Raw genomic sequence first — 14,208 nt, 5'->3', positions numbered from 1 at the left:
AAAATAAAACGTTTACAATAGAAAAATGAATAGCATGGAGTGCCATAAATGCGAAAAAAAAGTTTGGCTTTTAAAATTATTACGTCTGTTTCAATGCTCATTTTTTTAATTTTATTTGCTTGTTTGTATTGTATGTTTATGATCAAAAAAACCCAAGAATATGCAAGTGAAACAGGCTTAAGTTGGATGCCAAGTATTGCTGCTTTTTCTGATTTAAATGTCACCATTGGTAATTTATCAAGACGGGTTGTCCTTGTTATTGCAGATAGTATAGCTGGCCAAAGAGACAAGTATGTAGCAAATATAGAAGATATTAATAAATTTAAAGCTGCCATTGATAAATCATTTGTTGACTATAAGCCCCTTATATCACCAGGGGAGGAAAAGCTATATGAAGATACTTTGGCTACTTATAAAGAATATTTAACTTCTTTAAATCAAGAGTTAGATTTAGTAAAAGAAAGAAGGGGGCTTGAAGCATTAAATCATTACTATAAAGTAGGCAGACCAGCCTTATTTAACTTTTTAGAAACCCTTGGCAAAGAAGAAAAATTTAATATAAAAGGTGGAAAAGACTCCACAATGAAAGGTGAAAACTTAACAAGTATTACTATTATTACTATGTCAGTTGTTTTAGTTGTATCTGTATTAATTTCAATTGCAATTATAATTTCAATTGTTAAGTTATCTAAGGATATTCAAAAGTCTTTAGTGAGTTTAAAAAATCAAGGAAATGGTACCATGGAAATAGCAAATACCTTGATGAATAATTCAAAAGTGTTAACAGAATCTGTTTCTGCCCAAGCGGCTTCTGTCCATCAAACAACAGCAGCAATCAACCAGATTACCAGCATGGTAAATAAAACCTCCGAAAATGCACAACAATCAGCAGAAGTAGCTAAAGAAGCATCTAAAAAAGCAGAAGATAATATGTCCACTATGAAAAAACTTATGACTAGTATGGACACAATTCAGGAATCAAATAATCAATTGCAAAATATCGCCCAAATTATCAATCAAATTCATGCAAAAACTTCTGTTATCAATGATATTGTTTCAAAAACAGAATTACTATCATTAAATGCTTCTATTGAATCAGCCCGAGCAGGTGAATATGGAAAAGGTTTTGCTGTGGTGGCAGAAGAAGTTGGAAATTTAGCAAAAGTAAGTGGAAAATCCGCGAAAGAAATACAAGATTTGATTGTAAAAAGTCAGGAAGAAGTAAATAAAATACTAAGTGTTACTACAGGTAGAATTTCAGACGGCAAACAAGTTACTACAGAAGTACAAGAATCTTTCGTAAAAATTTCTGAAGATATTATAAACATGGTCACTGCCATTGAACAAATTTCTTCTGCTACAAAGGAACAAGAAATTGGTGTAAGACAAATTACAACAGCAATGACTGAGATAGATAGAACGACGCAAAGAAATCAAACTTCTGCAACAGAAACATCTAATACTGCAAATAAAATGGTTGAACAAGGGGAAATGCTTTTACAAACTACAAAAGAAATTCAAGGCTATATTATGGGTCAAGCTTAGTCTCCAGATTTTCTGCAATATCCTATATATCCTGCATGGAGAAATTTAGAAAATGTAAATTTAAAATTTTCATCCACTTCTTTTTTGCAAATTAATTTTACGATATTTTTAAAAGTAAAGGAGGGATTTAAACCTTTCATTTCTATTAAATTACAATTTAATTTTTTCAATTCGAACGTTAACTCACTAGGTTTAATAAATAAATGATGAACATGTAAATTTTTAGGTGTTTCTTTGACAAACCATTCCATAGCTTTAATGACAAAGTATTTTGTAAATAAATTTCTGTTAAATGTATGAAAAAAGATAAACCCACTCTTTTTCACTACCCTAACAGCTTCTTTGAGAGCAAGTTGATAATTATCAACGTGTTCAAGCACATCTAAAATACAAACAACATCAAACGTTTCATTTGCAAAGGGCAGGGCAAGAGCATTACCTTTCAAATAATTAACATTTTTTTGTCTATTATACTTTCTTGCAGTGATTAATGACTCTTCAAAAATATCAATTCCAGTTACGTTGTCGCTTATCTCAGCTAAATCATTTGCTAAAAGCCCTCCACCACAACCAACATCCAAAATACTACAAAATTTAGTCTCTAAAAAATTATTTTTTATTTGTAATTTTATCCAAGGATTTCTTAGCTTTGCTTCACTTCTTAGTAATGCAACATAATTTTTCCCTGTATACCATTGTTCGTTTAAGTCTTTATAAATTTCATTATTTATAAGATATTTTTCCATTAATATTCTTATCCTTGTATATAAAATTCCAATATACTATTTGATACATAAAAAATAGTATAACTAAATAAAACTGAAACTTTACAAAATTGTTTATATTAATTAAATTACTGAATGAGATTATTTCCGTTTTGTTTTCAGAAATTGAGCCCCAGGTAAAAAATAAAATAATTAATATTATTGGATGTAAAATAAATAAGACTGCATGTAAATACTGCTCAAGTGCTGTACACTTATTTAAATGAATAACTTCATCTTTAATAATAATTAAACAGGAAAAAGTAGCAAAAATTAAATACAACATTATAGTTGCTTTTGTCATTGGCATAAAAAGAATAACTAAATAACATAACAAGAAAAAAAATGTGTCAATCGGGTGCCCTATTCTTTCCCACCTTGGTAGTTTTCTTTTCTGATGAAAATAAAATTCATCAAAAAACATGACAACGCCTTGTAAAATCATTAAAAAAATTGAAAATTTATCGATAAAAGTCATACTACTCTCATTATAGAACCTGAAACCGTTAAACCAGGCCCAAAAGCTAAACTAATAACTAACTTATTTTGATCAGGAAAATCTTGTAATATATTTTGCCAAATATGCGGTAACGTAGCCGAAGACATGTTTCCATATTGAAATAATATATTCTCACTATAGAGAATAGATTCTTTTGGCAATTGCAATATTTCTTGAATATAATGAATAATTTTAGATCCTCCTGGATGGATAGCAAATAAAGTCGAATCTTTTATTTCATTAAAAATGAGCCCAATCTTTGCACACATTTTATTTAAAAATCTTTCAATATTTTCTGATATAATATTTGGAACTTTCCCAGATAAAGTCATAAAAAATCCAAATTCAGAAACTTCCCAAGACATTGCATCTTCTGTTTTTGGAATAATTTCTTCATGATCAATTAAAAAAAGAAAAGCTTTTTCATTGCTTGTTTTTAAATAATGTTCACTATTAAAAATTGAATATGTAATAAATCCATCAGCAAATAAACTTTGAATAACAAATTGACTTGGATCATGAATACTTGGATTAAAATGGAGGGTACAAAGTTCAGTATGTACAATATCTACCCTATCTAAATAAGGATCTTTTTTAGAATAAAGATCAGTATATTTTTCAATATCTGTAGATAAAAATCCATTCGCAATGCGGAGTGCAGGCAGGGAAGCATAACAGCCCATATGATATGCGTGTGTTACTTTAGTTTTTTCACCCCAATTTTTTTGTCCTACAATTTTCTGCGCCGGCGAAGGGGAAACATAGCCTGTACAACTTACATGCACGATATGCTTAGGTGCCAGCATATTATCTTGGTAAAACATTTGAAAAACTTCATCTACAACAGCTGAAAATAATTGCATCCGTTCATTTATACCTGCTCCTGCAAAGGATTTCTTAAAATCAAATAATTGCATATTTTCCCAATCTTGATGGGAATAATCTTGAATTGAAGTCCCTCTATTAGAAATCTTATCTGGCTTACAGGCAAATCGATTACAAATATTTGCAACCTGCTTATAAATTTCATCCATCGTTTTACTATTTGATTTATTGATATTTCCTTCAATAAATTTAGCATACGAATGCGCCAAAGAAATCCAATTCAAACCTTCAGCTTGGGGAACTTCATATTTAGGGCGTAAAATGCGAAAATCAGATAATATGAATTGCATAAACCCACCTTCAGAAAAACTGTGGCACCAACTTTTTAACTGATTGTAGCAAAATATACGGAGAAAGCTCTTCCATGCATTTAAAATGTTTTTTTGGACATTGTTTTGTTCCATGTGGAGAGCAAGGGTGGCAGGGTAACAAATTCCCAAATGAGTCTTTATAGTTTATATATATACTTTTTTCTGAAGTTGGATAAAAACCAAATTTCCAAGTTGTAGGTCCATAAATACTTACAATGGGAATATTAAAACCAGAAGCAATATGCACAGGACTTGAATCATTGGCTATTACAAATGATGCTTTAGCAACTAAATTTGTAAATTCTTGCAGGGGTAAATAAGAAGCTGTTTCTATCACTCTATCTAGTAATAACTTATTTCCTATATTACTTAATACATTTTTTACATCAATATAGTCTTGCTTACCACCAGCTAAAATGCAAAATAAGCTTTTGTTTAAACTTAATATTTCTTCAATTAATTTAGCAAAATGTTTTGCAGGATATTTTTTAGTTGCCCAAACTGAACCTGGCGAGACAATAAAAAATTCCTTTTTATCTTTAAAAAAGTTTGGGTTTTTTTGAGAAAAAACCAACAAGTTTTTTGTTTCAGTTAAAACAGGACGGGCTAATTTAAGCAATTTTTCGTTAGTTTTATGGCTTATTAAACCTTCTGGTGCAATATCTAAACAGCGCAAGCATTCATGTTTTTCTTTCACAAAATTTTTTAACTCTGAATATATCATAGACAATGCAGTATCATTATAACCAACTTTAATTTTTACCTTAGCTAAGCACACAATCAAAGAAGTTGTTATGGATTTATGTGGAACTAGCAAAATATCTAATTTTAAATCAGAAATATTTTTTGCAATTTCAAAAATAGAGCTTATTTTTTTAAATCCACTTTTTTTATTAGCAATAACAATTTTTTTTAATCTTTTATCCTCTTGATAAAATTGTGCTGCTAATTTTTTTGTTATTAAAAATACTTCATGCCCCTCTAAATATAAACCTTCTATTAACAAACTAGCAAGAACTAAATCACCCAAAAAAGCTGTATGAAATATGCCTACTTTCACAAACTTTTCTCCATGATAATTGCATCTTCATTATTCTTATAATAATTTTTTCTTGTCGCAATCTGTTTAAAATCAAATTTTTTATAAAATGTTATAGCTCCAATATTATTTATACCGACTTCTAGTAAGACTTTATTTTTTTTATAATTTTCTTGTTTAATCATGACATTTAAAAATATATTTAGTAAAAAATTTGCGACTCCTTTTCCTCTATGCACTCTACTCGCAAAAATATAGTCAATTTCAGCTACATCATAATTTATCACAACATTCAAAAAGGAAATTAATTTTTGATTTTCAAAATAAAGAAAAATTGAATTAAAATATTCTTCATTTTTATTTTGATAAACTTTCTCAACAAAACTATTTAAATTAGTTAAGGAAGAAATATAACTATCATTTTCAGCTAATTTAAACATTATTTCTGCTAAATTTGAAGAAGGTATAAAAGAATTGAATTCATCTTTTGTAATAATTTCATCTTTAAAGTTTTGAAAAGAAAAGTTATCCTCTAATGTCACTTTATGATAAGAATTTTTCCATTTGTAAATAATTAAATGGTTATTTTTACTATTCATTTTTTTCACTTTCAGAATTTTTATTTATCACAGTTGATGGAACCTTCCAAACAAAAGATGTCGACCATAAAGTTGGATTTTTATTTAAACCTCCTCTAACATAATAAAATGTATTAGCTCTAAGGATAAGATGTACAAAATCTCGTATTGTAAACTTAGAAAAATTATCTATTCTTTCTGAAACCTCTTTCTGTAAATTTTGCCAAGGTTTCTTTTTTATTACTTCATTAGAAATATCATCTAATGCTTCTATGGGTATATTAAATAATTTTAAACGGTAACTCTCATCCCAAGTTAGACACAAAAAAATAATTCGTTGCACATCTGCAGAGTAAGTCAGGTAATCTTTTTCATTTAAAGAGGAAGAAGTTGAAGCAAAACTTGGAGTAAAAGTATCCCAATTTGTTGTTAAAGGAATTTTTTCTTGCGATAATAGATTAGAAATACTTAAAATAGCTTGTATATCCAGGGATGTATAAACAGATAAACCTGTTTTTTGACCACAACTCATAATAGAACGATTTTTAAAAACCACCGATCCTTCAGGCAATGCCTTTCCTACAGGATTTGTAATAATTAGTTTTTGTGAATATATTGGAGAAAAGCTTAAAGTAACTAATAAAATAACAGATTTAATAATTCTCAACATCACCAAAAACTAGCTCCATTCTATATATTTGAGCAGAAAATTCTGAAGTTTGAATACCGCGCCAATTTTCAAAAATGGTATTAATTGCAAACGAATTGCTAAGCTTAACACGAAAACCTACACCATAAGTTAGAGAAAATTGACCTAAAGAGGATCTTGACTGAATCGCTGACCAAGAACGACTGCTAAAAAATAATGTATAACCAAGACCTCCAGTAAAAAAAGGTTGAAAATATTTTTCAACACTATTCCCCCATAAAAAACTAAGTGATGGTGCTCCTTCTATCTTGGAATAAATTGAAAGGGGACTTAAATCTGGATTATCTGAACGATTAGAAGTCCAATCTGACCAGCGAATATCTAATCCACCTTTCCACATCCCCCTAATCTTATGTGACATTCCCATAGAAAATCCATAGCCGGTAGCATCATAATTTGTATCAGTTGCGCCGGTTAAAACTTCATTATAAATACCAAGAGTAAAAATTGTTCGAGGAAAAGTTAGATTTTCACTCCTAATAGGAACTAATTTTGCTGATATATCATCCACCATTGGGTATTTTTCTTCGACATGGATTTTATCAGTTTGCGGTGGTAAATCTGCTTGCATTCAATATCTCTTTCAATTTTTACTAAAATTAAACTGCAAAATTCTTTGCAGTTCTCAATGAAAGTACATTATACAATGACTTCACAAGTTACACTTTATACAGACGGTGCTTGCTCAGGAAATCCGGGTCCAGGAGGTTGGGCCTGCGTACTTTTATACAATGAATACCGAAGACGCATTTCTGGTTATGAGCAGTATACAACGAACAACAAAATGGAACTCACTGGAGTGATAAAAGGTCTTGAAAGCCTTACTCGTCCTATGCCTGTTCTTATTATCACTGATAGCCAGTATGTCAAAAATGGTTTTTCTGAAAAATGGCTTGAAAATTGGCAAAAAAATGGTTGGAAAACAAAATCCGGTAAACCTGTTAAAAATATTGAACTCTGGATGCAACTTTCACTCCTTCAAAGAAAACATAACTTAACATGGCAGTGGGTAAAAGGTCATTCAGGAAATGAGTACAATGATATGTGCGATGAACTCGCACGTAACGCTATAATTAAAAAAAGTGGTATTGATGAAAAATTTTAAATAATGACCATAATATTAAATTTAAAGGAATAAAAAATTCAGATAGCAATTATTCGTAATATTTGTTACGATCGATCTCTATTGTTCTCATGCTGATTAGAACGTTATCTTGCTTTCTTTTTCTATTCAATAATTCTTCTGAAGAACAAAATACTTTGTCTGGTAATTGTTTATAAATATCCCTCCGCCAATCATTTTGCTCTTCTTTTTCTTTTTCGATTTCAGCGCTGTTATTAGATATTTTACTATCATCAAATAATGAATCATAATATTCATTACCCTGAGGTCCTTTAGGTATAATATCATTAAGATTTGGATAATTTAATACATAGGAGTTTTGCTCTTGCAAATTTTCAGCAATATTTAATTGCTCAAATGGTTCTGTAATAATCTGAGTTCTTCCTGAAAAAGACTGTATAAATGTTGTAAAAAATATTTCGCGGTCATTACTATCTTTTGATTTCAAGAAAAATTGATAGAATCCAGGCTCTAAACTATGAACTATACCATTTAATTCTAAATTATTAGATTCAATTATTTCAATATTATTATTTTTCTTTCCTATTACTGAGCTTTCCGCTATAATAGAACCAAATATATTTCTAACTTCTATTTTAACAAAACTATTATCAACATTATATTTTTCTAAACTTAAACTAAAAAATATCGATCCAAATTTTTTACTCCCCAAATATTCAATAGTATTGTCACTAATTTTCATATGTTTGGGATTAAATATTTTTAGTTTTAAAGGATTTTTTTCTTCAATAAAAACTAGACCTTCATCATTATCATTTTTTGATCTATCTTGTATAAAAAATTCTTCCTTAGGTTTTATTATAAAAAATTGATTAAAATTATTTTGATCTAATAAAGAATAGTTAATTATGTCAAATTTATATCCTGTTGAAAAATAAGTAAGCTTATTTAATTCTTCTTTTTCTAAGATCATTTTGTTGAATATAGAAACTTTTGCATTATCTTTCTCATATAGCCATGAATAACCATTTAAATCATTTAAAGAATAAAGCTCAACTGGTTTAATTACACCAGCAGTAAGATCAAAGTAATTTTCATCTGAAAATGTTGCTGCAGGAATAATTAAGCTAAATCTTTTCCTTTCACCATTCTTTAAAGTAAAATACAAATTATAGTTAGGGTTATCTAAACAATTTTCTTCATCTTTATTACAAGAGTCGATATTAAATACACAAAAGTAACCATTCATAGAAAGTTCTTGTAAATTTGGAGAACTGATATTGAGTTCCTTTGCATAACTTGCTTTGAATATTTTTTTATTAACATTTTCAATGAATATAGTTGTTCCTAACAAATCTCCAGGTGATAATCCTTTTGCTTTTCCACAAATTCCAGCTTTATTGTAAAATTGAGGAGTTCCTGAGGCATAACTTGACTCTAGTGATACTTTAGTCGCTAAAATTAATGGGATTTCATATAAATTTGGGCTTGCGCCTGCATAAGCGTTTACAGTTTTGGTATAATATTTACTATTAGTATCCCAAATTGCTAATAGTATCGAACTTCCAATTGGTATATTTTCTATGTTAAAACAACCATTATTTTTTTCTGGCTTATATATATATCTTTCTTTATTTTCTAATTTTGAATAATCTATTCCTAAAATCCTAATTTCAATTCCTTCTAGTTCATTTTCTATATTTTCAGAATTTGGTAGAATAATTCTTCCTGATATTCCATTTTCGATAGTTTTACACTGATTTTGTTTAACTATAACATTATTAGTCTCATCCTCATAGTTTTTTTCTGAAGGAATATTTACAAACATCTCCTGATTTGCCAGATTAAATTCTGAATATAAAGCAATAAATACTAAGATATAAATTTTGAAATACTGTTTACGGTTCAATGTGATATTACCTTTTTATTAATTACAAATCCTATTGCTCTAACATAATTTCAAGTGCACAAGAAAAAACATTTTCAAAGGCTTTCTTTTCAATTGCTGCTTCATACATTTCAAGTTCAATGTCATGTGTTGCTCTTAAATAAACAACCAAACTCATTTTACTATTAGAACTTTCTCTTACAATAATCTCTTGTATTTTACCTTGCCGACCTCTATCAAGAGAAACAGAAAGTCGTAAAATTGCCGCGCAAATATTAACAGCCTTCTGTATTTCTTTATCAAAATCGCAATAAACCTCATCACTTTCTCTAGGCATCCTTTTCCTATGGTAACGAACAATTGTTGCAATTATTTGCATTTCTCGCGTAGTAAATCCTGGCAAAGAAGCATTTCGAATAAAATAAAAAGTATGTTTATGGTGACCTGTATGACCAATAAATAACCCACATTCATGCAAATATGCGGCAGATCTTAAAAATTCTCGCCATGCACTTGATAAATTATGTTTAAATAACAGTTGATCAAATAAACTTATGGCAAAGGATGTGATATGAAACGCATGTGCTTCATCAATATGAAACTTTTGTCCAAAGGATCGAACTGATCGCCAACGGACATCGGTTGTGTCTCCTTGTAACCATACTCCATCACGTAATATCGTATCAAAAAGGATACCTTCTCTAAGAGCAGTTAGAGATATTGTCCATTCTCTAATTCCCAAAATTTTGGTTATGGAACTTAAAACAAACAGCCCAGCTACCACAATTTCAGCCCGTTTAGAATCTAAACCTGGGAGTTGTTTTCTTTCTTTTAAAGATTTTGCCTTTAATAGAGCTTCTTTTGCCAGCCAAATTTCTTTAGCTGTTAAAACAGATCCATGCATTGTTTGAAGGGGAGGGGTATTTAAAATTCCTAGTACTAGTGACTTTATAGCTTTTATTGTTCCTGATGAACCAACTGCAATATCAAATCCAATTCTTTCAACTTCCGAAAGAACAGGTTCTAGCCTTGTATTTATATATAATTCTAGTGCTCTTAAATGCTCATCACTCAATGGATCACTTGTTAGAAACATTTGTGTTAAGCGTACACACCCTAATTTAAGGGAAGTTGCAAAGCGTTCTTCACCCCACTGCCCCACAACTATTTCTGTAGAACCTCCGCCAATGTCTATAATAAGTGTAGATTTACCATGAATTGGTAACCCTTGTTGAACTCCTAAGTAAACAAGTCTGGCTTCTTCATGCCCAGAAATAACTTCAACATCTATTCCTGTTTTCTTATATAATTTAGCTACAAAGTCAGAAGAATTTTTTGCTTCTCGCAACGCACTAGTACCTACTGCTCTTACCTGCGCTTTTAGACTATCTGCAACCTCTTTCATTTTCCTTAAAACAACAATTGTTTTATTTAATGCTTCTGATGTTAAATTGCCGTCGTCATCAATCGATGCTGCTAAACGAACTTGATCTTTTTCTGAAGCAATTATTGTAAAAGAATTTATTGATTCCATATCAACAATAAGCATATGAATACTATTAGAACCAACATCAATTGCTGCAATTCTTTTTTTCTCAAACACTTTTTTTTCCGACAAATTTAACATTATTTCTTCTTCTTTTTCTTGGAACTTCTTGTACTTAATTCTTCAACAACTAATGAAGGAATAAATCTTTCAGGAATGCGATCGAAATCCTTTTTATCAAATAAAGGCTTTATAGCCTGATCGTAGGCTATTGATTTTATACCATAACGTCTTGCATATTCAATAAATTTATCTTGACTCCGATATAATTTTTCGTTTTGTGACGGCAACTTTCTTATGTATGTCCCATCACTTTGCATCTTGTGGCTTTTACAATTATCAAGTAAAAATGTAGTTAAAATTCCAGTTAACTTAGACTTCAATTCAGGACTTTCTATGGGCCAAACAATTTCAATTCGGCGATCCATATTACGTTCCATTAAATCTGCACTTCCACAGAAAATCAAAGGATCTCCAGCATTTTTAAACCAGAATATTCTAGAATGCTCTAAAAACCTATCAATCACACTGATAACTCTTATATTCTCAGATACCCCTGGAACATCTGGTCTTAAAATACAAATACCTCTAATAATTAAATCAATTTTAACCCCTTTTTGACTAGCGCGATATAAAGCTTGACATAACTTTACATCAACTAAAGAATTCATTTTAAAAATAATATGCGACTGATTTTCAGAACAATTCTTCTTTTTTTCATTTTCAATCATTTGAATAATCTGTTCTCTTAAACGAAAAGGAGCTACTTTTATTTTTTCAAAATGTGGGATTTTCATTTGAGTTAAATCTTGATCACGAAGTATATTAAATCCCGTAATAAAGTTAAATACATTAGCAACATCATCACATAAAATTGGATCAGTAGTTAAATGACCAATATCAGTGTAAAGTTTTGCTGTTGAGCTATTATAATTTCCTGTAGATAAATGAACATATTTTTGTAAGTAATTATTTTTTTCTTTTCGAACTACTAACGTACATTTTGCATGTGTTTTTAAGTCAATAAAACCAAAAACAACATGAGCTCCAGCTCTTTCCAGTCTTTTTGCCCATTCAATATTATTTGCTTCATCAAAACGGGCTTTCAATTCAACAACAACAGTAACTTGTTTTCCTCTTTCTGCTGCATTTGCTAATGCCTCAATAATTGGAGAATCTCCACCAGATCGATATAATGTTTGTTTTATAGCTAAAACTTTATCATCTTTCGCTGCACTGCGAAGAAAATCTAAAACACTAGCAAATGAATCATAGGGGTGATGTAATAAAATATCACGTTCTTTAATTATATCAAAAATATCTCTACTGGCATCAACTAGATTAATATTTAATCTTGGATTAAATGCTTCATCTTTTAAATATGGATCTAATCTTTCAATTTTTAGCAATGGCGCTAAATCACGAATATTTATCATTCCATCAATTTCATATAAATCGGAGGAATCTAAATCTAACACAGCAGCCAATTTGTTTCTTAACCAATCAGGCATATTTTTTTCATATTCTAACCTTACAACTGTCTTTTGTTCTCTATCTTTTAATTCGTATTCGATAGATTTCATTAAATCTTTTACTTCATGATCAAGTAATTGATAATCTAAATTTCTTGTTACTCTAAATGCATATGCTCCTGTCACTTGTGTCCATGGAAAAAGTGTGGGCATATAATTTTTGATGAGTTCATCAAGTAAGAAAAATCTTTGTTTACTTATTTTTTGTGAAATTGGAATTAAACGCATTATTTTTTGCGGAACTTCAACAAGAGCTAGTAATGGTTCTCCATTATCTGATACACCCTCAAAAGTAACTGCCAAATATAAAGATAAATTTGATAAATAAGGAAACGGGTGGGCAGGATCTATTGCAAGAGGTGTTAGTACTGGGAATACCTGACTTTCAAAATGAATATCTAGTTTTTCTTCTTCCGTTCTTGTTAATTCACCAAATCTCGGAATAGTAATATTATTTAAGCTTAGCTCAGGTAGAATTTCAGTATGCAAACATTTTGCTAATCTTTTTAATAAACCTCTTACTTTTATTGCAACTTCATCAAGTGTTTCTTCGGAATCTTCTTCATCATAATTAAAAGAATTATTTGGTTTTGATACCAAGCGAAGCAAGCCAGATATTCTGACCATAAAAAATTCATCTAAATTGGAAGCAAAGATAATACAAAACTTTAATCTTTCAATTAAAGGAACTAACTTATTTTCAGCCTCTGATAAAACTCTTTCATTAAAAGTTAACCATGAAATTTCACGGTTAATATAAAGATCAGGATCATCTAGATGAATATTTTTATGAGTTTGTACATCTTTTTGAAAATTTGAAACATCAATAGCAGGAAGATTTTTTTGGGTACTTTTATCTGTGTTAATTGACTTATTATTCATTTAAATATCCATAAATAAATTTTTCGCCTGTTCAACATCTTTGGTTATTTGTTCTTTAAGTTGATCAATACTTTCAAACTTCATTTCTCCACGAATAAATTTTTTCAGAAAAAATTTTACTTTTTTACCATAAATATCCTGAGAAAAATTTAAAATATGGGCTTCAATTTGGAGCTTTAAACCTTTAGCAATCGTTGGCCGAACACCGCAATTCATCACTGCTGGTAACAACTTTTTTGAAGATTCTATTTCAACAAAACAAGCATATACTCCATACTTTGGAATAACTAAATCTTCTTGTAAATCTATATTTGCAGTTGGAAAGCCAATTAACCTTCCACGTTGATCCCCTTGTACAACAGTACCAGGTAAAAAATAAGGGCGATTTAATAAATATTCTGCATCTTCGACTTGTCCTTGTAAGATAAGTTCTCTAATAGAGGAAGAAGATACAACTTTATCATTGTATAACTTAAATACTTCAGCTTTTCTAATTTCCCATTGTTCTTTTTCAGCAAAGGCTTTCATATGTTCAAAATTTCCTAAACGCTGCTTGCCATAGCAGAAGTCGTAACCAAGAATGACAGAAGAAATATTAAAATTTTCTTTTAGCCATTCACAAAAGTTATCCGCAGTTAAATTTGCAAAACTTTGATTGAAAGGCTGAACAACTACAGAACTCACTCCAGCCTCTAATAACAAATTAATTTTATCCTCAGTTGTATTAAGTAATGGCTTTTTTATTCCTGAAAAATACATTGCCGGATGAGGATCAAAAGTAACAACTACTATTGGATTATCATTTGAAATTTTTTTTAATTCTTTCAAAAGATGGATATGTCCTAAATGAACTCCATCAAAATTCCCAAAAGTAATTGCTATCCTATTTTTTTTCCTAATAATGTCTTCAATACCAACAACTTTAAAAGACTGTTTTAAATCCATT

13 protein-coding genes are annotated in these 14,208 nt (G+C 29.8%); 2 read left to right on the top strand and 11 right to left on the bottom strand.

All coding sequences use genetic code 11. From position 1 onward, the window contains the following. Positions 1-48 precede the first annotated feature (48 nt). Positions 49-1,545, top strand: coding sequence for a HAMP domain-containing methyl-accepting chemotaxis protein (locus GOY08_RS10685; RefSeq protein WP_158998896.1), 1,497 nt, complete (start codon positions 49-51; stop codon positions 1,543-1,545). Here GOY08_RS10685 and ubiG read toward each other — a convergent pair. From ubiG to GOY08_RS10650, 7 genes are read right to left on the bottom strand one after another with little or no spacing between them, the layout of a single operon-like run. Next, complete coding sequence (ubiG, locus tag GOY08_RS10680) at positions 1,542-2,291, bottom strand: bifunctional 2-polyprenyl-6-hydroxyphenol methylase/3-demethylubiquinol 3-O-methyltransferase UbiG (RefSeq protein ID WP_158998895.1); 750 nt, start codon at positions 2,289-2,291, stop codon at positions 1,542-1,544. The two genes, GOY08_RS10685 and ubiG, sit on opposite strands and share 4 nt — an antisense overlap. Continuing rightward, a complete protein-coding gene (locus GOY08_RS10675) occupies positions 2,269-2,787 on the bottom strand; it encodes a hypothetical protein (RefSeq protein WP_158998894.1) in 519 nt (172 codons plus the stop codon). The genes ubiG and GOY08_RS10675 overlap by 23 nt, the downstream gene beginning before the upstream one ends. Next, positions 2,784-3,983 (bottom strand): 3-oxoacyl-[acyl-carrier-protein] synthase III C-terminal domain-containing protein, encoded by a 1,200-nt coding sequence (locus GOY08_RS10670; protein ID WP_158998893.1) that lies wholly within the window; start codon positions 3,981-3,983, stop codon positions 2,784-2,786. Before GOY08_RS10670 ends, GOY08_RS10675 begins: the two co-directional genes overlap by 4 nt. A 10-nt stretch (positions 3,984-3,993) precedes the next feature. Further along, positions 3,994-5,064 (bottom strand): glycosyltransferase family 9 protein, encoded by a 1,071-nt coding sequence (locus GOY08_RS10665; RefSeq protein WP_158998892.1) that lies wholly within the window; start codon positions 5,062-5,064, stop codon positions 3,994-3,996. Then, positions 5,061-5,642: a GNAT family N-acetyltransferase gene (locus GOY08_RS10660; protein WP_158998891.1), complete on the bottom strand. Its 582-nt coding sequence runs from the start codon at positions 5,640-5,642 to the stop codon at positions 5,061-5,063. The genes GOY08_RS10665 and GOY08_RS10660 overlap by 4 nt, the downstream gene beginning before the upstream one ends. Beyond that, positions 5,635-6,291, bottom strand: coding sequence for a hypothetical protein (locus GOY08_RS10655; RefSeq protein ID WP_158998890.1), 657 nt, complete (start codon positions 6,289-6,291; stop codon positions 5,635-5,637). Before GOY08_RS10655 ends, GOY08_RS10660 begins: the two co-directional genes overlap by 8 nt. Further along, a complete protein-coding gene (locus GOY08_RS10650; protein WP_158998889.1) occupies positions 6,275-6,901 on the bottom strand; it encodes a hypothetical protein in 627 nt (208 codons plus the stop codon). The genes GOY08_RS10655 and GOY08_RS10650 overlap by 17 nt, the downstream gene beginning before the upstream one ends. A 57-nt stretch (positions 6,902-6,958) precedes the next feature. Here GOY08_RS10650 and rnhA point away from each other — a divergent pair, with 57 nt between their 5' ends. Continuing rightward, positions 6,959-7,435 carry a ribonuclease HI gene (gene rnhA, locus GOY08_RS10645; RefSeq protein WP_235899671.1) on the top strand — a complete coding sequence of 159 codons (477 nt, stop codon included), beginning with the start codon at positions 6,959-6,961 and terminating at the stop codon, positions 7,433-7,435. 49 nt (positions 7,436-7,484) lie between these two features. On the opposite strand, the gene GOY08_RS10640 is transcribed toward rnhA, so the two are convergent. Genes GOY08_RS10640 through GOY08_RS10625 form a run of 4 tightly spaced genes read right to left on the bottom strand, consistent with a single transcriptional unit; the run spans position 7,485 to position 14,207 of the window. Continuing rightward, positions 7,485-9,323 (bottom strand): hypothetical protein, encoded by a 1,839-nt coding sequence (locus tag GOY08_RS10640; RefSeq protein ID WP_158998888.1) that lies wholly within the window; start codon positions 9,321-9,323, stop codon positions 7,485-7,487. Positions 9,324-9,354: 31 nt separating this feature from the next. Continuing rightward, entirely contained in the window at positions 9,355-10,929 is a 1,575-nt protein-coding gene (locus tag GOY08_RS10635; protein ID WP_158998887.1) for a Ppx/GppA phosphatase family protein, read from the bottom strand. Continuing rightward, positions 10,929-13,262: a polyphosphate kinase 1 gene (gene ppk1 / locus GOY08_RS10630; protein ID WP_158998886.1), complete on the bottom strand. Its 2,334-nt coding sequence runs from the start codon at positions 13,260-13,262 to the stop codon at positions 10,929-10,931. The genes GOY08_RS10635 and ppk1 overlap by 1 nt, the downstream gene beginning before the upstream one ends. Beyond that, positions 13,263-14,207, bottom strand: coding sequence for a bifunctional riboflavin kinase/FAD synthetase (locus GOY08_RS10625; protein WP_158998885.1), 945 nt, complete (start codon positions 14,205-14,207; stop codon positions 13,263-13,265). Position 14,208 lies beyond the last annotated feature (1 nt).

The organism is Pigmentibacter ruber (assembly GCF_009792895.1).
Classification (GTDB): domain Bacteria; phylum Bdellovibrionota_B; class Oligoflexia; order Silvanigrellales; family Silvanigrellaceae; genus Silvanigrella; species Silvanigrella rubra.
This window is presented reverse-complemented; position numbering and strand designations above follow the sequence as displayed.